At 61.0% G+C, this 21075-nt stretch carries 18 protein-coding genes; 5 read left to right on the forward strand and 13 right to left on the reverse strand.

All coding sequences use genetic code 11. The annotated features are described in order from the left end of the window. Positions 1-10: 10 nt before the first annotated feature. The 12 genes from acs to dksA all read right to left on the reverse strand — a co-directional run bounded on the left by acs (position 11) and on the right by dksA (position 15690). Positions 11-1948 (reverse strand): acetate--CoA ligase, encoded by a 1938-nt coding sequence (acs, locus tag CRO59_RS19715; RefSeq protein ID WP_097089212.1) that lies wholly within the window; start codon positions 1946-1948, stop codon positions 11-13. A gap of 265 nt (positions 1949-2213) precedes the next feature. After that, positions 2214-3878: a glucose-6-phosphate isomerase gene (gene pgi / locus CRO59_RS19720; RefSeq protein ID WP_027614102.1), complete on the reverse strand. Its 1665-nt coding sequence runs from the start codon at positions 3876-3878 to the stop codon at positions 2214-2216. Between the two features lie 230 nt (positions 3879-4108). After that, on the reverse strand, positions 4109-4489 hold the full coding sequence (gene panD / locus CRO59_RS19725; RefSeq protein ID WP_007963888.1) for an aspartate 1-decarboxylase: 381 nt from the start codon (positions 4487-4489) through the stop codon (positions 4109-4111). 199 nt (positions 4490-4688) lie between these two features. Further along, entirely contained in the window at positions 4689-5549 is an 861-nt protein-coding gene (gene panC, locus CRO59_RS19730; RefSeq protein WP_097089210.1) for a pantoate--beta-alanine ligase, read from the reverse strand. Further along, positions 5546-6346 carry a 3-methyl-2-oxobutanoate hydroxymethyltransferase gene (gene panB / locus CRO59_RS19735; protein ID WP_097089208.1) on the reverse strand — a complete coding sequence of 267 codons (801 nt, stop codon included), beginning with the start codon at positions 6344-6346 and terminating at the stop codon, positions 5546-5548. The genes panC and panB overlap by 4 nt, the downstream gene beginning before the upstream one ends. Positions 6347-6744: 398 nt before the next feature. Then, positions 6745-7230, reverse strand: a complete 486-nt coding sequence (gene folK / locus CRO59_RS19745; protein ID WP_097089206.1) for a 2-amino-4-hydroxy-6-hydroxymethyldihydropteridine diphosphokinase — start codon at positions 7228-7230, stop codon at positions 6745-6747. A gap of 3 nt (positions 7231-7233) precedes the next feature. Further along, a complete protein-coding gene (locus CRO59_RS19750; protein ID WP_007963895.1) occupies positions 7234-8634 on the reverse strand; it encodes a polynucleotide adenylyltransferase PcnB in 1401 nt (466 codons plus the stop codon). A 723-nt stretch (positions 8635-9357) separates the two neighbouring features. Further along, positions 9358-10794 (reverse strand): sigma-54 dependent transcriptional regulator, encoded by a 1437-nt coding sequence (locus tag CRO59_RS19755; RefSeq protein WP_097089204.1) that lies wholly within the window; start codon positions 10792-10794, stop codon positions 9358-9360. A 22-nt stretch (positions 10795-10816) separates the two neighbouring features. Further along, complete coding sequence (locus tag CRO59_RS19760) at positions 10817-13771, reverse strand: sensor histidine kinase (protein WP_027614096.1); 2955 nt, start codon at positions 13769-13771, stop codon at positions 10817-10819. Then, positions 13755-13931: a hypothetical protein gene (locus tag CRO59_RS19765; protein ID WP_003176118.1), complete on the reverse strand. Its 177-nt coding sequence runs from the start codon at positions 13929-13931 to the stop codon at positions 13755-13757. The genes CRO59_RS19760 and CRO59_RS19765 overlap by 17 nt, the downstream gene beginning before the upstream one ends. Positions 13932-14008: 77 nt before the next feature. Continuing rightward, positions 14009-14905 (reverse strand): tRNA glutamyl-Q(34) synthetase GluQRS, encoded by an 897-nt coding sequence (gene gluQRS / locus CRO59_RS19770; RefSeq protein ID WP_097089202.1) that lies wholly within the window; start codon positions 14903-14905, stop codon positions 14009-14011. Between the two features lie 341 nt (positions 14906-15246). Beyond that, complete coding sequence (gene dksA, locus CRO59_RS19775; RefSeq protein WP_027614094.1) at positions 15247-15690, reverse strand: RNA polymerase-binding protein DksA; 444 nt, start codon at positions 15688-15690, stop codon at positions 15247-15249. A gap of 334 nt (positions 15691-16024) precedes the next feature. Here dksA and CRO59_RS19780 point away from each other — a divergent pair, with 334 nt between their 5' ends. Both CRO59_RS19780 and sfsA read left to right on the forward strand, forming a co-directional pair. Beyond that, positions 16025-17197: a pyridoxal phosphate-dependent aminotransferase gene (locus CRO59_RS19780; protein WP_097089200.1), complete on the forward strand. Its 1173-nt coding sequence runs from the start codon at positions 16025-16027 to the stop codon at positions 17195-17197. Continuing rightward, a complete protein-coding gene (sfsA, locus tag CRO59_RS19785; protein WP_097089198.1) occupies positions 17197-17910 on the forward strand; it encodes a DNA/RNA nuclease SfsA in 714 nt (237 codons plus the stop codon). Before CRO59_RS19780 ends, sfsA begins: the two co-directional genes overlap by 1 nt. Here sfsA and CRO59_RS19790 read toward each other — a convergent pair. After that, complete coding sequence (locus tag CRO59_RS19790; RefSeq protein ID WP_097089196.1) at positions 17907-18224, reverse strand: Rieske (2Fe-2S) protein; 318 nt, start codon at positions 18222-18224, stop codon at positions 17907-17909. The genes sfsA and CRO59_RS19790 overlap by 4 nt on opposite strands. Positions 18225-18386: 162 nt before the next feature. Between CRO59_RS19790 and CRO59_RS19795 the strand changes: the two genes are divergently transcribed. Genes CRO59_RS19795 through CRO59_RS19805 form a run of 3 tightly spaced genes read left to right on the forward strand, consistent with a single transcriptional unit; the run spans position 18387 to position 21060 of the window. Next, positions 18387-19259, forward strand: a complete 873-nt coding sequence (locus CRO59_RS19795; protein WP_097089194.1) for a hemin ABC transporter substrate-binding protein — start codon at positions 18387-18389, stop codon at positions 19257-19259. A 50-nt stretch (positions 19260-19309) separates the two neighbouring features. Beyond that, complete coding sequence (locus tag CRO59_RS19800; RefSeq protein WP_177409019.1) at positions 19310-20293, forward strand: iron ABC transporter permease; 984 nt, start codon at positions 19310-19312, stop codon at positions 20291-20293. Beyond that, positions 20293-21060, forward strand: coding sequence for a heme ABC transporter ATP-binding protein (locus CRO59_RS19805; protein ID WP_097089191.1), 768 nt, complete (start codon positions 20293-20295; stop codon positions 21058-21060). Before CRO59_RS19800 ends, CRO59_RS19805 begins: the two co-directional genes overlap by 1 nt. The last annotated feature ends 15 nt before the right edge of the window (positions 21061-21075 follow it).

Consider the following 21075-nt stretch of genomic DNA (forward strand, 5'->3'; position numbering starts at 1 on the left):
GCCGGGGACGTTACTGATTCAGGCGTTTGTCGATCAACCCTTGTACTACGCTCGGGTCGGCCAGGGTCGAGGTGTCGCCGAGGCTGTCGAGTTCGTTGCAGGCGATTTTGCGCAGGATCCGCCGCATGATCTTGCCTGAACGGGTTTTCGGCAAGGCCGGCGCCCACTGGATCAGGTCCGGTTTGGCGAAGCTGCCGATCTCCTTGCTGACGTGGGCGAGCAGTTGTTTCTTCAGCTCATCGCTCGGCTCGACGCCGTTCATGGGCGTGACGAAGGCGTAGATGCCCTGGCCTTTGACGTCGTGCGGGTAACCGACCACGGCGGCCTCGGCAATGCTGTCGTGCAGCACCAGCGCGCTTTCCACTTCGGCGGTGCCGATGCGGTGGCCGGAGACGTTGATCACGTCGTCGATGCGCCCGGTGATCCAGTAATCGCCGTCCTCGTCGCGGCGTGCGCCGTCACCGGTGAAGTAGTAGCCGGGGTAGGGCTTGAAGTAGGTGTCGACCATCCGTTGCGGGTCGCCGTAGACGCTGCGGATCTGCGCCGGCCAACTGGATTTGATCGCCAGCACGCCGCTGCCGGCGCCTTTGATCTCCTTGCCGTGTTCATCGAGCAGCACCGGTTGCACGCCGAACATCGGCTGCGTGGCGCAACCCGGTTTGATGCGTTGTGCACTGACCAAGGGGCTGAGCATGATCCCGCCGGTCTCGGTCTGCCACCAGGTATCGACAATCGGGCAGCGCTGCTCGCCGACCACGTTGAAGTACCATTCCCACGCTTCCGGGTTGATCGGCTCACCGACGCTGCCGAGCAATCTGAGGCTCGCGCGCGAAGTTTCCTGCAGCGGCCCGGCACCTTCGCGCATCAGCGCACGTAGGGCGGTCGGTGCGGTGTAGAAAATGTTCACTTTATGTTTGTCGATCACCTGCCAAAAGCGCGAGGTGCTCGGGTAACTCGGCACGCCTTCGAAGATCAGGGTGGTCGCGCCGTTGGCCAGCGGGCCGTAGACGATGTAACTGTGGCCGGTCACCCAGCCGACGTCGGCGGTGCACCAGAACACTTCGCCATCGCGGTAATCGAGCACGTATTTGAAGGTCATCGCCGCCTGCAGCAGGTAGCCGCCGGTGGTGTGCAGCACGCCTTTGGGTTTGCCGGTGCTGCCGGAGGTGTAGAGGATGAACAGCGGATCCTCGGCGTCCATCGGCTCAGGCGGGCAATCATCGCTGACGTCGCGCACGGCCTGGTGATACCAGAGGTCACGGCCTTCGACCCAATCGACTTTGCCTTGGCTGCGCTCGACTACAACGACGGTGCTGACGTCCGGGCAGTTTTGCAGGGCCTTGTCGACGTTGTGCTTGAGCGGCACGAATTTGCCGCCGCGCACGCCTTCATCGGCAGTGATCACCGTGCGGCAGTCGGCGTCGAGGATGCGGTCACGCAATGAATCCGGGGAGAAACCGCCGAACACCACCGAATGAATCGCGCCGATCCGCGCGCAGGCGAGCATGGCGTAGGCCGCCTCGGGGATCATCGGCATGTAGATGCACACCCGATCACCTTTTTTCACCCCACGGCTTTTCAGCACATTGGCCAGGCGGCAGACGTGATGGTGGAGTTTTTTGTAGGTGATCTGTGCTGATTCGGCCGGGTCGTCGCCTTCCCAAAGGATCGCGGTCTGCTCGCCGCGCTGGGCGAGGTGGCGGTCGATGCAGTTGTAACTGACGTTCAGTTGGCCGCCGGCAAACCAGGCCGCTTCACCGGTTTTCAGGTCGTAGCGCTGAACGGTCTGCCACGGTGTGCTCCAGTCGAGGAAGCGCGTGGCCTGTTCGGCCCAGAAGGCGCTGGGGTGTTCAATCGATTCGCGGTACAGGCGCTTGTAGTCGTCCTGACTCAACTGCGCAGCCCGGCGGACGGCATCGGCTTTGGGGAACGTGCTGATATCGAACATGACGGTTCCTTATTCTTGTTGTGCGAAGAATAAAGATGCGCCGAGAGGACCAAGGGTTCAAGCCGCATCAGGAATCTGATGGCTGGTATTGAATTCAGATGTACCCAAAACAACTGTAGGAGTGAGCCTGCTCGCGATAGCGGGGTGTCAGTCAACATCAATGCTTAAAGACATACCGCTATCGCGAGCAGGCTCACTCCTACAAGGGAATTTGCTTGCCCACAGGATTCTGGTTGATCCAAATCCTGTGGGTTTTGCTTTCAAATCAACCGCGGTGACGACCGCGGAAGTAGTTGATCAGGCCCTGGGTAGAAGCATCGTCAGCAACGGTTTCATCGCTGCCGACCAGACGGTTGTAAACGCCTTTGCCCAGTTCCTTGCCCAGTTCCACGCCCCACTGGTCGAAGGCGTTGATGCCCCAGACCACGCTCTGCACGAACACTTTGTGCTCATACATGGCGACCAGCGCGCCGAGACGCCGTGGGCTGATGCGCTCGACCACAATGGTGTTGCTCGGACGGTTGCCCGGGATCACCTTGTGCGGTGCGAGTTTGTGCACCTGCTCTTCGCTCATGCCTTTTTCGCGCAGTTCGGCTTCGGCTTCCGGCAGGGTCTTGCCGAGCATCAGCGCCTGGCTCTGCGACAGGCAGTTGGCGTACAGCCACTGATGGTGGTCGGAGACCGGGTTGAAGCTGACGATCGGCACGATGAAATCGGCCGGGATCAGCTGGGTGCCCTGGTGCAGCAACTGGTGATACGCGTGTTGACCGTTGCAGCCGACGCCACCCCAGATCACCGGGCCGGTATCGGTCGACACCGAGGTGCCGTCCTGACGCACGCTCTTGCCGTTGGATTCCATGTCCAGCTGTTGCAAGTGCTTGGTGATGTTACGCAGGTAGTGGTCGTACGGCAGGATCGCGTGGCTTTGCGCGCCCCAGAAGTTGCCGTACCAGACGCCGAGCAGGGCCAGCAGCACCGGCATGTTCTGTTCGAACGGTGCGCTCTGGAAATGCTGGTCCATGGTGTAGGCACCGGACAGCAGTTCCTTGAAGTTGGACATGCCGATGGCCAAAGCAATCGGCAGACCGATGGCCGACCACAGCGAGTAACGACCGCCTACCCAGTCCCACATCGGGAAGATGTTTTCTTCACGGATGCCGAACGCAACGGCCGCAGCGTTGTTGCTCGATACCGCGATGAAGTGGCGATACAGCTCGGCTTCCGAACCACCCTGAGCCAGATACCAGGCGCGGGCGGCCTGAGCGTTCTTCAGGGTTTCGAGGGTGTTGAAGGATTTCGACGAAACAATGAACAGTGTGGTTTCGGCGCGCAACTTTTGCGTCAGTTCGTGGAACTCACTGCCGTCGATGTTCGCCAGGTAATGGCAACGCACGCCTTTCTGCGCGTAGGACAACAGCGCTTCGGAGACCAGCTCCGGGCCGAGGAACGAACCACCGATGCCGATGTTGACCACGTCAGTGATCGGCTTCTCGGTGTAACCACGCCACAGACCGTCGTGGATGCGGCCGACCAGATCCGTGATCTGGTTCAGCACCTTGTGCACTTCCGGCATCACGTTGACGCCGTTGACCGACAGCTTGTCGCCGACCGGACGGCGCAGGGCTGTGTGCAGCGCCGGGCGGCCTTCGGAGGCGTTGACGATTTCGCCGTCGAACAGCGCTTTGATCGCGCCTTTCAGATCGACTTCATTGGCCAGACCCACCAGCAGGTTGCGGGTTTCGGCGTTGATCAGGTTCTTCGAATAATCGAGAAACAGTCCGCAGCTGCTGAGCGTGAATTGATTGAAGCGCTGCGGATCGGCGTTGAAGGCTTCGCGCATGCTGAAATCCTGCATGGCTTGGCGGTGATCTTTCAACGCTTGCCAGGCAGGCAGAGCGGTAACGTCATGAGGAGTGCGGTAGTACGCCATCGCTGCGGTTTTCCTTTTTACTTGAACGGCCTTTTGAACACAGAACAGACCGATACGCCATGTTTGGGCGAGGGTCAAATGCGTCGACACGATTTTTCAACGCAGGGCGAATACAGTAAACCTCGCGCTGCGATCTGTCTTGACTTCTTCTGACCTGTTCCCTGTACTTTTTTAACATCAATACCGGGAACGGGCCGACCAACGGAAGGGGAGTGACGCGTCGAAGCGGCTCAGGCCACCTGAACCGGAATGGCGTTGCTGGTGTGGCTGAGCTCATTGCCCGGTGCCATGTACAGCATGCGCGGCTTGAAATTGACCAGTTCCGCTTCGCTGTAATGGGCGTAGGCGCAAATGATCACGCGGTCGCCGACCTTGGCTTTGTGCGCGGCTGCGCCATTGACCGAAATCATCCGCGAACCTTCTTCGCCACGAATCGCGTAGGTGGTGAAGCGCTCGCCATTGTCGACGTTATAGATCTGGATCTGCTCGTACTCACGGATGCCGGACAAGTCCAGCCACTCGCCATCGATGGCGCAGGAACCTTCGTAATCGAGTACCGCGTGAGTGACTTCGGCGCGGTGCAGTTTGGCCTTGAGCATGATGGCGTGCATGAGGGATTTCCCGGGTTGGAAGCAAACGGCGGGCAGTGTGCCCGAAGGCTTTGGGGGCGGCAATATGGTCTGTGTGGACACCAGAAACCACTGTGGGAGCGAGCCTGCTCGCGAAAGCGTCGGAACAGTCGACATCGTTGTCAGCTGACAGATCGCATTCGCGAGCAGGCTCGCTCCCACAGGGGTATTGCGCTGTTTTTTAAGTCGGGCTATCGAGGTTCAGGTGCAGGTTGTCGATCAACCGCGTGGTGCCGAGGAACGCCGCCACCAGAATCACCAGATCGCGGTCTTCTGCCGTCGCCGGACGCAAGGTCAGGGCATGACGGATTTCCAGGTAATCCGGACGCAGGCCGGCGGCTTCCAGCTGTTGCACCTGGGCTGCGATCAGCGCCGGGTAGTCGCGCTCACCGTGTTTGATCGACTCGGCAATCGTGCTCAGGGTGCGGTAGACCACTGGCGCCACCGCGCGTTGATCTTCGCTGAGGAAGCCGTTGCGCGACGACAGCGCCAGGCCATCGGCCGCACGCACGGTGGGTTCGCCGATGATCTGGATCGGCATGTTCAGGTCATGCACCAGCGCGCGGATTACCGCCAGTTGCTGGAAGTCTTTCTGGCCGAAGATCGCCAGATCCGGCTGAACCATGTTGAACAGCTTGCTGACCACCGTCGCCACGCCCTCGAAGTGCCCCGGGCGGCTGGCGCCGCACAGGCCTTCGGACAGTTGCGGAACGCTGACCCGGGTCTGCCCGGCCATGCCGTCGGGGTACATCTCTTCGACGGTCGGGGCGAACAGCAAGTGGCAGCCGGCTTGCAGCAGCTTTTCCTGATCCGCCGCCAGGGTGCGCGGGTACTTGTCGAGGTCTTCACCGGCGCCGAACTGCAGCGGGTTGACGAAAATGCTCGCGACCACGAAATCCACGCGCTGAGTGGCTTTGGTGATCAGCGCGATATGGCCGCTGTGCAGGTTGCCCATGGTCGGCACGAAGCCGATGCGCTTGCCTTCACTGCGGGCGCGCGCCACGGCGGCGCGAAGTTCGCGTACGGTTTTAACGGTGTTCATGCAGAGAATCCGTGTTCGATCCCAGGGAAAGTAACGCCTTTGACTTCGTTGACGTAGGCCTTCAGTGCGGACTGGATGCTGTCCTGACCCTGCATGAAGTTCTTGACAAATTTCGGTACGCGGCCAGTGATCGACAGGCCGAGCATGTCGTGCAGCACCAGTACCTGGCCGTCGGTATCGCTACCGGCGCCGATGCCGATGACCGGAATCTTCACCGCCTGGCTGATTTCGGCGGCCAGTTCGCTCGGCACGCATTCGAGCAGCAGCATGGCGACGCCAGCCTGCTCGAGCGAGATCGCGTCGGCACGCATCTGCCGCGCCTGGTTCTCGTTGCGGCCCTGCACTTTGTAGCCACCAAGAATGTTCACCGCTTGTGGCGTCAGGCCCATGTGCGCGCAGACCGGCACACCGCGCTCGGCCAGCAGGCGGATCGACTCCGCCAGCCACAGCGCACCTTCGACCTTGATCATGTGCGCGCCGGCCTGCATCAGCGTGGCGCTGTTGGTCAGGGTTTGCTCAATAGTGGCGTTGGCCATGAACGGCAGGTCGGCCAGGATCAGGGCGTCGGTGTTGCCGCGTTTGACGCAGGCGGTGTGGTAGGCCATTTCTGCGATGGTCACCGGCAAGGTGCTGTCGTGCCCTTGCAGAACCATGCCGAGGGAGTCGCCCACCAGCAGCACTTCGACACCGGCCTCGTTGCAGGCGTGGGCGAAGGTCGCGTCATAGCAGGTCAGCATGGTGATCTTTTCACCTTTCTGCTTGAGGCTCTGGAGCGTGGTCAGGGTGATGGCTGGCATGTAAAAAATCCTCGTTCAGGCGCTCTGGAAACTACTGCGAGTAACGCGCGTGATTCTTCGTCTACTCAGGCGCACGCTCTTTTGTCGTGCTTATAAGGCCTGGATTGCGCCCGTATGTGCCGGGTTGGCGGCAGCGGGACGCCTATAGTCGTGAGGAGCCAAGCGGAAGTCAATTGCGTGTGTTACCGCATTGTTACGAGGGGAGTGTTACCGGCGTTACTGATGCGATTCAGCGGCGCGGCGGGGCTGATTGGCGGGTTTTTTGTCCGACAAAAAATAAGAATTGGAATACTCGATGTGGGAGCGGGCTTGCTCGCGAAAGCGGTGGGTCTGTTGACTGATTGAGTGACTGACACGACGCTTTCGCGAGCAAGCCCGCTCCCACAGGAGGTGTGGTTTCAAGCGTGCGCGAGGCGTTCGAGGCCTACGAACGGGCAGGCGGCGAGCAGATCGGACAGCGCGCGGCCATCGGCCAGGCGCAGGTCTGCGGGAGCCAGTTCGGCCAGCGGATACAGAACGAACGCCCGTTCTTGAATCTGATAATGCGGGACTTTCAGGCGTGGCTCGTCGATCAGGCGATCGCCGAACAACAGGATGTCCAGATCAAGCGTGCGCGGGCCCCAGCGTTCGAGGCGTTCGCGGCCCTGGTCGTTCTCGATGGCTTGCAGCGCATCGAGCAAATCGAGCGGCGCGAGATCACTGTCGAGGGCGGCGACCGCGTTGGTGTAACGCGGTTGTCCCGGCAGCAGTGAATCGCTTTGATAGAACGCCGAAACACCAGCAAGGGAAGTCTGCGGCAAATGCCCCAGCGCGCTGAGCGCGCTGCGCAATTGTTCGGCCGGGTCAGCGAGGTTGCTGCCCAGGCCAATATAGATGCGTTCCATGCCTTATTCGCCCGATGCGCTCGGAGCTCCGGCGCGCTTGCGCTTGGAACCGCTGCTGCGGCGACGTTTGCGCGGCGCGCCGCTGGCGTCATCACCCTTGCCGCTGAGTTCGCGAATCATCTCGCGACGCTCGCTGTCGTTGGCGTCCTGATAATCCGTCCACCATTCGCCCAAGCCATCGGTCTGCTCGCCAGCGCTTTCACGTAACAGCAGGAAGTCGTAACCGGCGCGGAAACGTGGATTGTCCAGCAGCAGGTCGGCGCGCTTGCCGCTGCGGCGTGGCAGGCGTTCCTGCATGTCCCAGATCTCGCGGATCGGCATGGTGAAGCGCTTTGGAATGGCGATGCGCTGGCACTGTTCGGCGATCAGCTCGTGCGCACCTTCCTGCATCGCCGGAATCGGCGGCATGCCACGCTCTTGCAGACGCAACACGCGGGCCGGCAGGGCAGGCCAGAGCAGGGCGGCAAACAGGAATGCCGGGGTTACCGGTTTGTTCTGCTTGATGCGCAGGTCGGTGTTGGTCAGCGCTTCGCTGATCAGCGTGTGGGTGTATTCCGGGTTGTGCTCCAGTGCGTCGGCACTGGCCGGGAACAGCGGGGCGAACAGTTGCAGATCGACCAGCATCTCGAACGTGATCGCGCCGTGGCCGGAGAGGAACAGCTTGAGCACTTCCTCGAACAGACGGGCCGACGGGATCTCGCGCAGCATCGGCGCCAGTTCGCGAATTGGCTGCACGGTGTGTTTTTCGATGCCGAAATTCAGCTTGGCGGCGAAACGCACGGCACGCAGCATGCGCACCGGGTCTTCCTGGTAACGCTGCTTCGGATCGCCGATCAGGCGGATCAGGTGATTGCGGATGTCGTGTACGCCGTTGGCGTAATCGAGAATGCGCTCGCTGACCGGATCGTAATACAAGGCGTTGATGGTGAAGTCGCGGCGTTGCGCGTCTTCTTCCAGGGTGCCGTAGACGTTGTCGCGCAGAATCCGCCCGCTCTCGTTGCGCGAAGACTGGTTGCTGTCCTCGTCGTCTTCATTGACCGGGTGATTGGCGCGGAAGGTCGCGACTTCGATGATTTCGCGACCGAAATGAATGTGCACCAGTTTGAAGCGGCGACCGATGATCCGCGCATTGCGGAATTCGGCACGGACTTGCTCGGGGGTGGCGCTGGTGGCGACGTCGAAGTCCTTGGGCGTGATGCCCAACAGCATGTCACGCACGCAACCACCGACCAGATAGGCTTGGTAGCCGGCGCCCTGCAAGCGTTCGACGATATTGACCGCATAGCGGCTGAATTGCCCCTTCTGCAGCGAATGTTGGCCGCTGTTGAGCACTTCAGGGGTGCTGCGGATGTGTTGCGTACGACGCACGGGAGTTCGGAATGACTGGAACAGCTTCTTCAGCATGGGATGCACTGTTTGAAGGAATGTTCGGCCATACCAAAGAATGACCGCATGATGGGCGCAGATTCTAGCATTTAGTCGGGGGATGGTGTAGGACGCAGCGGATTTGCGCTGTAAGTCGCAGGCTAAAGGCTTTGGGGGCGGGTTTTTGCGGGGGGGAAGAAACTACAAGGGGAGCCGAAGCTCCCCCAGAAGTAGTTGCGTGCTCTTTTTATTATTGATTCGGGCTTCTTGTTTTTGTTGAGTGCCCTCGCCATGAAGCTTTTCCTTCATGACCCTCCCAATCGGGAGCCAAGAGCAAACGGATTGCTTTGGTCGCTGTGTTGCAGTGATCTTGCGATCCAACCAGTACAGGCTCTGTCTTAGGACAGTTTTTGTTGTTCTCGGCCTGGTCGTGGGGCTAGCCCCAAATACAACGCCTCTCCAAAAGAATCAGTTAGCTGCGCCTCTCGCCGTCTTGTTTTTATTGTGCGTGAGTCGATTCGTCTTATTTTTATTGTCTTGTGCATTGCTTGTTATTGTTCTTGTACCAAACATATAGCAGGTGCCGTGCCAACTTTTGCGAAGCCCAATAAAACAAGGGGTTAGGTCGATATAACGGTTTTCTCGGGGCGAAAAAAAGCCGGGGTTTCGTTACCGATAACCCCGGCTTCTGTTACGTGAAAGGACTGAGGTAACAGTTTTTTCACATCTTCAAGCGTTACGCGCGCACTCGACAGGTAACGTTCAGCTCTCGCTGGCGACCCCGGTCTTGCGCCGTGGAATGCCCAGGCGCTGACGGCGTTCCCACAGGCACTTGCGGCTGACGCCCAGTTTGCGCGCCAGTTCGGTCTCGGTCATGTGGTCCTGGTGTTCGAGGACGAAGTGCTGGAAGTAGTCCTCCAGCGACAGGTCTTCGGTCGGCTCATGGCTGCTGTTGCTGGCGTTACCGGCCGTTTGTGGCGGCAGGCCGATGAACTCGTCGTCCTCCAGATCGCTCAGCTCGATATCGATGCCCAACAGGTCGGCGGAGATTTCCGGGCTTTCGCTCAGGATCACTGCACGCTCCACCGCGTTTTCCAGCTCGCGCACGTTGCCCGGCCAGGAATAATGCCGGATGGCCTGTTCGGCATCGGCGGCAAATTTCAGGTCGGTACGGTTGATGCGCGCACTCTGGCGAGCGAGGAACGCCGTGGCGATTTCGTTGACGTCGGCGCCACGTTCACGCAGGGCCGGCAATTTCAGGGCAATTACGTGCAGGCGGTAATACAGGTCTTCACGGAACTGGCCGATTTTCGCCAGGCTCTTGAGGTCACGGTGGGTCGCGGCGATCAAACGCACATCGACCTTTTGCGACTGCACCGACCCCACGCGGCGAATCTCGCCTTCCTGCAGCACGCGCAGCAGACGGGCCTGGGCTTCGAGCGGCAGTTCGCCGATCTCGTCGAGGAACAGCGTGCCGCCGTCCGCCGCTTCCACCAGACCGGCGCGACCGGCGCTGGCGCCAGTGAACGCGCCTTTTTCGTGGCCGAACAGTTCGGACTCGATCAGGCTTTCCGGAATGGCAGCGCAGTTCACCGAAATCATCGGTGCCTTGGCACGCTTGGACAGGTTATGCAGGGCGCGGGCCACCAGCTCTTTACCGGTGCCGGACTCGCCCTGGATCAGGACATTGGAATCGGTCGGTGCGACCTTGCGGATCTTGCTGTACAGATCCTGCATCGGCGGGCACGAGCCAATGATGCCGATCTCGCCGTTGCTGTTGTCGACAGACGACTTGCCGCTGCCATTGGCTGCTTTGCCGGCAGGCACTTCGCTGGCGGCAGGCGCCGACTGGTGATCACGCAGGATTCGCGCGACCGCCTGGAGCATTTCATCGTGATCGAAAGGCTTGGCGATGTAGTCCACCGCGCCCATCTTCATCGAGTCGACCGCCGAGCGCAGGCTGGCGTAGCTGGTCATGATCAGCACCGGTTTGCCCTGGCCAAGCTTGATCAGCTCGGTGCCGGGGGCGCCAGGCAGGCGCAGGTCGCTGACGATCAGATCGAATGTGGGAATACTGAAGCGTTCTTGTGCTTCCTGCACAGAACCGGCTTCGCTGACCTGATACTGGTTGCGTTCCAGCAGGCGGCGCAAGGCGGAGCGGATAATGGTTTCGTCTTCGACGATCAAAATGTGCGGCATTGATTCGATACTCTCGACGGTCTCAGTTCACAGCGGACGTCGCTTCGACATGACGCGGTAAGGTCACCCGGATACGGGTGCCGCGCTGGCTTTGTACATCAGCCGGGCTGTCGATGGTGATTTGTCCATAATGCTCTTCAACGATGGAATAGACCAGTGCAAGGCCCAGACCGGTACCTTCACCCGGATCCTTGGTGGTGAAGAAAGGTTCGAACAATCGGTCCATGATGTTCTGCGGAATACCACTGCCTTCGTCTTCGACGATCAGATCGACCGTGTGTTCGCCGGCTTCACTCTTGACCCGTACGGCACTGTGCGGCGGCGAGGCGTCGCGGGCATTGGAGAGCAGATTGATCAGCACCTGGGCGAGGCGCTGCGGATCGCCTTCGACCCAGTGATCGGGGTCGCACAGGTTGTAGAACTGCACTTCGAAGTTGCGCCGGTTCAGCGCCAGCAGGCCAATCGCGTCCTGCGCGACTTCGGCCAGACAGACGGGTTCGTCGCTGTGCTGGTGGCTGCCGGCATGGGCGAAGCTCATCAGCGATTGCACGATGCGCGACACGCGCTTGGTCTGTTCGAGAATCTGCCCGCTGATCTCCGTCAGCTCGCCATCTTCTTCACGCTCTTCGCGCAGGTTCTGCGCCAGACAGGCGATGCCGGTGATCGGGTTGCCGATTTCATGAGCCACACCTGCCGCCAGTCGACCGATGCTCGCCAGACGTTCTGAGTGCACCAGTTTGTCTTCGAGCATCTGCGTTTCGGTCAGGTCTTCCACCAGCAGCACCAGGCCGCTGTTGCCCGGGGCCAACGGTTCATCGATCGCCGCTTTGTGCAGATTGAGCCAGCGGGTCTGGCCGTCGAGGGCCAGGTGCTGTTTGTGCAAGTGTTCGTCGGGCAGGTTGATGAAGCCTTGCAGCAATTGCTTCCACGGATTGGCGATGGTGCTCAGGCGCGAACCCACCACCCGTTGCGCGGCGATGCCGGTGAGTTCTTCCATGGCCTTGTTCCACATCAGGATCTCTTGATCCTTGGCCAGCGAGCAGACGCCCATGGGCAATTCCTGCAAGGTCTGGCGGTGGTAGCGGCGCAGGGCATCGAGTTCGGCGGCCAGCCCGGTGAGGCGCGAGTGGTAATCCTCGAGGCGGCTTTCGATGAAGTGGATGTCTTCGGTCACATAGTTTTCGCCGCCGGCCTTGTACGGCAGGAAGGTTTCGACCATGTCCTGCGCCACACTCGGGCCCATCAGGCCGGAGAGGTTGGCTTCGATCCGGTCGCGCAAGCGGCGCAGCGCATAAGGACGGCGTTCGTCGAACGGCAGATAGAGATCGCGCAGGGCCTGTTCGACTTCTTTCTGCGCTGCCTTGGCGCCCAGCGGTTTGGCCAGTTGCGTGGCGAATTCCTGGGGTGAAGCAGCGTGCAGTTCGCGGCGTTGCGGGCGACGCACGTTATCCACCGCGCAGGCTTCGGCGGCGCTGGCTTCTTCAGGGCTGGCGTTGGTGAACAGCGAGATCAGGGTGAACATCAGCACGTTGGCCGCCAGCGAGGCGATGGCCGCCATGTGCCAACTGGTGTCGTCCAGCACGTAAATCATGTTCAGCAGCGGAATGTAGAAACCCTGCAGATTGCCGACCAGCGGCAATAGCATGGTCACCACCCACACCAGAATCCCCGCCAGCAGGCCGGCGATAAAGCCGCGCCGGTTGGCGGTCGGCCAGTACAGCACTGAGAGCACGCCGGGCAGGAACTGCAAGGTGGCGACGAAGGCGACGATGCCGAGGTTGGCCAGATCCTGCCCGGCGCCGAGCATCAGGTAAAAGCAGAAACCGGCCATGATGATCGCGACGATCAGCGCCCGGCGGGTCCACTTCAGCCAGCGGTAGATATTGCCTTCGGCCGGTGGCTGGTACAGCGGCAGCACCAAGTGGTTCAGCGCCATGCCCGACAGTGCCAGGGTGGTGACGATGATCAGGCCACTGGCCGCCGACAAACCGCCGACGTATGCCAGCAAGGCCAGCGGTTTGCTGTTGGCGGCAATGCCGATGCCGAGGGTGAAGTATTCCGGATCGGTGGTGGCGCCGAGTTTCAAGCCGGCCCAGAGAATCAGCGGCACCGCCAGGCTCATCAGCAGCAGGAACAGCGGCAGGCCCCAGCTGGCGCTGACCAGCGAGCGCGGGTTGAGGTTTTCGGTGAAGGTCATGTGGTACATGTGCGGCATCACGATCGCCGAGGCGAAGAACACCAGCAACAGCGTGCGCCACGGCCCTTCCTGCAGCGGCGTGTGCAACGCGGCGAGGGCGGTCTGGTTTTGCAGCAGCCACAGTTCAAGCTGTTGCGGGCCGTCGAACACGCCGTACAGCGCATAGAGGCCGACGCCGCCGAGGGCTATCAGTTTGATCACCGATTCGAAGGCAATCGCGAACACCAGCCCTTCGTGTTTCTCGCGGGTGGCGATATGCCGGGAGCCGAAAAAGATCGTGAACAGAATGATCAGCGCACAGAACGCCAGCGCGACGCGGCTCTGGATCGGCTCGCCGGTCAGGATGCCGATGGAGTCGGCCACGGCCTGAATCTGCAACGCCAGCAGCGGCAGTACGCCGATCAGCATGAAGATCGTGGTCAGCGCGCCGGCCCAGGTGCTGCGGAAGCGGAAGGCGAACAGATCCGCCAGCGACGACAATTGATAAGTGCGGGTGATTTTCAGGATCGGATACAGCAGCACCGGCGCCAGCAGAAACGCGCCGGACACCCCGAGGTAGCTGGAGAGAAAGCCGTAGCCGTACTGATAGGCCAGGCCCACGGTGCCGTAAAATGCCCACGCACTGGCGTAGACCCCCAGCGACAGGGTGTAGGTCAACGGGTGGCGAATGATCGCTCGCGGGATCATGCCCCGTTCGCTGATCCAGGCGACGCCGAACAGCACCGTCAGGTACGCGGCGCTGACCAGGATCATCTGGGTCAGGCTAAAGCTCATCGGCATCTTTTTGGCTCTGCAGGATGAAGGTCACGACAATCAGGATCAACCAGAGCAGATACGGCCGATACCAGGCGCCCGTGGCGTCGATCCACCAATCCATGATGGCTGGTGAAAACAGATAGATTCCCACGACCAGAAGCAGGACCAAGCGATAGATGTACATCCCGGCCTCTCTTTTTTATGCGCGTGCCCGAAAACGTGCGGCGATGGTAACGGATGGGCGCGCCACTGCAAGTGTCGTCATTGCAGTTGCGCTTCGGGCAGGGTCAGTGTGCGCGGGATCTTCGATGCATCCCAGTGGGCTGCGCCCCATTTCAGCAATTCCTCGGGTGTGGCATGGGCCAGTTCGGCACCGGGGTTTTGTCCCAGCGCTCGCAGGGCCCGCAGCAGCAAAGGAGTGGCCTGATCCGCCTCAAGCGGCGGCGAACGGTAGGATTTGCCGAGCTTGTTGCCGTCCGGCTGCGTGATCAATGGCAAGTGCAGATAGCGCGGCTGACGCAGGCCCAACAGTTCTTGCAGGTAGAGCTGGCGTGGCGTGGAGTCGAGCAGGTCGGCACCGCGCACGATGTCGGTGATGCCTTGCCAGGCGTCATCCAGCACCACGGCCAGTTGATAGGCGTAGAGGCCGTCGCGGCGGCGAATCACGAAATCGCCGACGTCGCGCCCCAGATGCTGGCGGAACTCGCCCTGCACGCGGTCGATGAAGTGGTATTCCAGTTCCGGCACGCGCAGGCGGATCGCCGCGTCTTGCTGCTCATGCCCGGCATTGCGGCACAAGCCCGGGTAAATGCCGTGATACGGCTCCAGTTGCTTGCGCGAACAGGTGCAGGCGTAGGCCAGGCCGTGATTGAACAGACTGTTGAGGACTTCGGCGTAGGCGTCGTGCCGGTCACTCTGGCGCACCATTTCGCCGTCCCATTCGAAACCGTAGCTTTCCAGCGCTTTGAGAATGGCCGCCTGCGCGCCGGGCTCTTCCCGGGGTGGATCGAGATCTTCCATACGCACCAGCCAGCGCCCGCCGACCGCGCGTGCGTCGAGATAAGAGGCGAGGGCGGCAACCAGCGAACCGAAGTGCAGGTGGCCACTGGGGGTCGGGGCGAAGCGGCCGATGTAGGCGGAAGCGGTTTTGGCAGTCATGTGGACAATATAACTTTTCAGGATTCGCGCAGATTACCCCTGTGGGAGCGGGCTTGCTCGCGAAAGCGTCGGCTCAGACATCTTTGATGTTGAATGACACACCGAATTCGGGAGCAAGCCCCCTCCCACCAAAAGCGCAAACAGGGCAAAAGGTAGAAGCATTACCCTTGTGGGAGCGGGCTTGCTCGCGAAAGCGTCAGTTCAGACAACCTGGATGTTGAATGGCCGGCCGCATTCGGGAGCAAGCCCCCTCCCACAAAAGCAAGGCATAAAGGGCAAAAGGCAAAAGGCAGAAACAAAAACGGAGCGTTCGCACGCTCCGTTTTTCGTTCAGGTCGAGATTACTTGCCGACCTGCTTTTCCTTGATTTCCGCCAGGGTCTTGCAGTCGATGCACAGATCCGCAGTAGGACGGGCCTCGAGGCGCTTGACGCCGATTTCGATGCCGCAGGACTCGCACCAGCCGTACTCTTCGTCCTGGATCAGTTCGAGGGTCTTGTCGATCTTCTTGATCAGTTTGCGCTCGCGATCGCGGGCGCGCAGCTCGAGGGCGAATTCTTCTTCCTGGCTGGCACGGTCGGCCGGGTCAGGGAAGTTGGCCGCTTCGTCTTTCATGTGATCAACAGTACGGTCGACTTCCTGCATCAAGTCCTGTTTCCACTTGTTCAGGATCTTGGTGAAGTGCGCGCGCATCGGGGCGCCCATGTACTCCTCGCCTTCCTTCGGAACGTAAGGTTCGAAGCCGCTGATCGTCACTTGCTGCTGTTGCTTTGCTTGGGTGGGCATGAAATGGACCGCCTCTACTCTTGTAATCCATTGCGCAGGATTGCTCCATCACCGACACCTGCCGGCCCTGCGGCTGCAAGCGGGCGAACTTACCAGATCAATTCGGCCTGCGCTACTCCCGGATGTCGAGGCCCCGGCGGGTGGCGCTTGCAGAAGTCTGGCAAGCCATGTCTGACAGTGATGGAGACCTGATCAATCTCTGATTTTAGTCAATCCTGGAGCGTACGCGCATATCGTTACAGTCCAGCGTTCTTGAGGCTGTGACCGCGACGGGTTCTCGCTCGTTCCGGCAGATGGGTAGAATCGTCTCTTTTTCCCCGTCGAAGGAAAACCAATGGCTCAGCCTTACAGTGCGCGCAGTCGTGCGATCGAACCGTTCCATGTGATGGCGCTGCTGGCGCGGGCCAACGAACTGCAGGCCGAAGGTCACGACGTGATCCACCTGGAAATCGGCGAGCCGGACTTCACCACGGCCGAGCCGATCATCCGTGCCGGGCAGGCTGCGCTGACGGCGGGCAAGACCCGCTACACCGCCGCGCGGGGTATTCCCGAGTTGCGCGAGGCGATTTCCGGGTTCTATCAGACACGTTACGGTTTGAACATCGATCCACGACGGATCCTGATCACGCCGGGTGGCTCCGGTGCGCTGTTGCTGGCCAGTGCCTTGCTTGTCGATCCCGGCAAACACTGGCTGCTGGCGGATCCGGGCTACCCGTGCAACCGGCACTTCCTGCGTCTGGTCGAAGGCGCGGCACAACTGGTGCCGGTCGGGCCGGACGTGCGTTACCAACTGACTCCGGATCTGGTGGCGCGGCACTGGGACCACGACAGCGTTGGTGCCTTGGTGGCGTCGCCAGCCAACCCCACCGGGACTATCCTGACCCGCGATGAACTGGCCGGGTTATCCACAGCGATCAAGGCGCGGCACGGGCATCTGGTGGTGGACGAGATCTACCACGGCCTGACTTACGGCACCGATGCCGCCAGCGTGCTGGAAGTCGATGACAGCGCCTTTGTCCTCAATAGTTTCTCCAAATATTTCGGCATGACCGGTTGGCGTCTCGGCTGGCTGGTGGCGCCGGATGCGGCCGTCAGTGAGCTGGAAAAACTCGCGCAGAATCTCTATATCAGCGCGCCGAGCATGGCGCAGCATGCCGCACTGGCCTGTTTCGAGCCGGACACCATCAGCATTCTCGAAGAGCGCCGCGCCGAATTTGGCCGCCGCCGCGACTTCCTGCTGCCGGCGTTGCGCGAGTTGGGTTTCAATATCGCCGTCGAGCCTGAAGGGGCGTTTTACTTGTACGCCGATATCAGCCAGTTCGGCGGTGATGCCTTCGCGTTCTGCCGGCATTTCCTCGAAACCGAGCACGTCGCCTTTACCCCGGGGCTGGATTTCGGTCGTTATCAAGCGGGCCATCATGTGCGTTTTGCCTACACGCAAAACCTCCCTCGCTTACAGGAAGCGGTGGAACGCATCGCTCGCGGTTTGAAGAGCTGGCAAGCCTGATGCGTTTTTATCCGGCTCTGGAAGAGGCGCGGCTGATTCGCCGCTATAAACGTTTTCTGGCTGATGTTGAAACGGTCAATGGCGAGCTGTTGACCCTTCACTGCCCGAACACCGGTTCGATGCTCAACTGCCAGGTCGAGGGCGGGCAGGTGTGGTTCAGTCGCTCAAACGACCCGAAGCGCAAACTGCCCGGCACTTGGGAAATCGGGGAAACGCCGCAGGGCCGGCTGTTCTGCGTGAATACCGGCCGCGCCAACGCCTTGGTTGAGGAGGCGCTGCAAGCCGGAGTCATCAGCGAGTTGAACGGCTTTACGACGCTTAAGCGTGAAGTGGCGTACGGTCAGGAAAAGAGCCGTATCGATTTTCGCCTCGAATACCCGAGTGGCCCGACCTACGTGGAAGTAAAAAGCGTCACGTTAGGCTTCGAGGGAACCAACGTGGCCGCGTTTCCCGATGCGGTCACCCAGCGCGGTGCCAAGCACCTGCGTGAACTGGCGCATTTGGCCCGTGACGGTATTCGTGCGGTGCAGTTGTATTGCGTCAATCTCAGCGGGATCGAGGCGGTGCGGCCGGCCGAGGAAATCGATTCGGCCTACGCCGATGCCCTGCGTGAAGCGGTGGCGTGCGGGGTCGAGGTGTTGGCCTACGGCGTGTGTTTGAACCACGAAGAGATGGTGATCGACCGGCGGCTGGACGTTTTGCTCAACGGTTAAATATCTATCCACAACCCTTTGGCATCTTCGCGGCAGGGGATGGCGGTCAGGGATTGCCCGGCGCAGGGCCCGGCGACGCATTCGCCGTCCTCGATCAGAAACAGTGCGCCGTGGGTGGCGCACTGGATCAGGCTGTTGCTCGGGTCGAGAAACTGGTCGGGGTGCCATTCCAGACCGACGCCGCGATGCGGGCAACGGTTGAGATAAACATAGGCCTGACCATTGCGGCGCACGGCAAACAGTTTATTGCCGTCGATGTCGAAACCGCGGCTGCCGGCCTCAGTGAGATCGGCGCCGGCGCACAAAAACTTCATGGCTATCCTCAAATGTCAGCTCGTTTCAGGAAATGTCCGAGCTTGACGTTTAAATGCAAACAATTATCAAATGGCCGCCTTCGCCCACTGCGCGCAACCGCCGTCAAGGATACTTGGCCTGCAGTTGCGCTGCCCGGGAAATCTGTTCAAGGAAAGCTGCGTATGCGCTTGAGTACTCGCGTTGTTGTGCTGTGTGTCGGATTGCTTGCGAGCCTGCAAGCGGTAGCGGCTGATTTGCCACAACGTTGGGTCAGTGCCGGTGGCGCGCTTTCAGAATGGGTGAGTGCGTTGGGCGGCGAATCTAAACTGGTCGGCGTCGACACCACCAGCCAGCATCCGCAATCGCTGAAGATGCTGCCCAGCATCGGCTATCAACGCAGTCTCTCGGCAGAAGGCATTCTCAATCTGCGCCCGGACATCCTCATCGGTACCGAAGAAATGGGCCCGCCACCGGTTATCGCTCAAGTGAAAAGCGCCAAGGTACAGGTCGAACTGTTCTCGGCGCAGCCGGATCTGTCGACCCTGGAAAAAAACATCACGCATCTCGGGCAGTTGCTCGGCGCGCAAGCCCAGGCGGCGCAGTTGCTGGAAAGTTATCAACAGCAGCTAACTGCGCAGAAAGCCCGAGTCGCCGAGTTGCAGGCCAGACATAAAACGCCCGGCGTGCTGGTGCTGATCGGGCATGCTGGCGGCAAGCCATTGATTGCCGGCAAGGACACTGCCGCCGACTGGCTGCTGCAACAGGCCGGCGGACATAACCTGGCGACGCATACCGGTTACAAGCCGTTCTCCGTGGAGTCGCTGGCCGGGCTCGATCCTGAGGTGCTGGTGCTTGCTGATCGCGCGTTGAGCGGTGAGGCGGCAAAAGCGGCATTGTTCAAGGAAAACCCCATTCTCAATTCAAGCCGCGCGGCCAAGGCCGGACGGGTGCTGGAGCTGGATCCGACGCTGCTGGTCGGCGGGCTCGGGCCGCGTTTACCGGCGGCACTGAAGAATTTGTCTGACGGCTTCTACCCGACGGCGAGCGGCCAATGACCGTACTGCTCAAACCACGAAGCCTGTTTATCGGCCTGACGCTCCTGTGTTTGCTGGCCATCTGGCTGTCCTTGGCGTTGGGGCCGGTGGGCCTGCCGCTGTTCGATACGTTACGCGCTGCATTGCGCATGCTCGGTGTGCCGTTGGCGCCGGACGGTCTGGAGCAGGCCGAGCTGATCCTCGGGCAGATCCGTCTGCCGCGGACCTTGCTCGGCCTGGCCGTCGGCGGTGTACTGGCGCTATCGGGTGTGGCGATGCAGGGATTGTTTCGCAATCCGCTGGCCGATCCCGGGTTGGTCGGGGTCTCCAGCGGCGCGGCACTCGGGGCGGCGATTGCGATCGTCGGCGGTTCGTTTTTTGGCGGTTTGCCGGAGTGGTTCGGGCCGTATCTGTTGTCGGCGTGCGCGTTTCTCGGTGGGCTGGGAGTGACAGCGCTGGTCTACCGACTTGGGCGACGCAACGGCCAGACCAATGTCGCGACCATGCTGCTGGCAGGGATTGCCCTGACGGCGCTGGCCAGCTCGGCAGTCGGGTTGTTCACCTATCTGGCAGATGACGCGACTTTGCGCACGCTGACGTTCTGGAATCTGGGCAGCCTCAATGGTGCGAGTTATGCGCGTTTGTGGCCGTTGCTGATTATCAGCACTGGCGTTGCGCTGTGGTTGCCGCGCCGCGCCAAGGCACTGAATGCGTTGTTGCTCGGGGAGTCCGAAGCCGGGCACTTGGGGATCGATGTCGAACGGCTCAAGCGTGAATTGGTGTTCTGCACGGCGTTGGGTGTTGGCGCCGCGGTAGCGGCAGCCGGGATGATCGGTTTCGTCGGGCTGGTGGTGCCGCATCTGGTGCGTCTATTGGCCGGGCCCGATCACCGGGTGTTGCTGCCAGCGTCAGTCCTGGCCGGGGCGAGCCTGTTGTTGCTGGCGGATCTGGTGGCGCGGCTGGCGCTGGCGCCGGCGGAATTGCCGATCGGCATTGTTACCGCATTTATCGGTGCACCGTTCTTTCTTTATCTGCTGTTGCGAGGACGTGCCTGATGCTGCGTGCGCACAATCTGCAGATCCGTCGCGGGCGCAAGACCGTCCTCAGCGACGTCACTTTGCAACTTGAATCGGGTGAGGTGCTGGGTGTGCTCGGGCCGAACGGTGCCGGCAAAAGCACCTTGCTCGGTGCCCTGTGCGGTGAGCTTGCGGCCAGTGAAGGTGAAGTGTTGCTCGACGAAAAGGCGCTGAGTCACTGGACAGGTACGCAGCGCGCCCAGCGTCTGGCGGTGTTGCCGCAGGTGTCGACGCTGGATTTTGCCTTTCGCGTGGAAGAAGTGGTCGGCATGGGCCGCTTGCCGTATCAAAGCGGTCGGGTGCGCGACGACGAAATCATTGCGGCAGCGCTGGACGCTGCGGATGCCGGGCATCTGAGCGGGCGCAGTTATCTGGCATTGTCAGGCGGCGAGCGCCAGCGTGTGCATCTGGCGCGGGTGCTGGCGCAGTTATGGCCGGGGCAGGTCGGGCAAACCTTGTTGCTGGATGAGCCGACCTCAATGCTCGATCCGTTGCACCAACATACGACGCTGCAAGCGGTGCGTGAATTTGCCGACCGTGGCGCAGCAGTGCTGGTCATCCTGCATGATCTGAATCTGGCGGCGCGCTATTGTGACCGGGTGTTGCTGCTTGAGGGCGGGCGCCCGGTGGCGCTGGGTACACCGCAGCAGGTCTTGCGACCGGACGCGCTCAAAGCCGTGTTCGGTCTCGAAGTATTGGTGCAGCCGCACCCGGAGCGTGGGCATCCGCTGATCATCGCCCGCTGATTTCTCATCGAGGTG

The sequence above is a fragment of the Pseudomonas sp. LAMO17WK12:I5 genome, from assembly GCF_900215165.1.
Classification (GTDB): domain Bacteria; phylum Pseudomonadota; class Gammaproteobacteria; order Pseudomonadales; family Pseudomonadaceae; genus Aquipseudomonas; species Aquipseudomonas putida_A.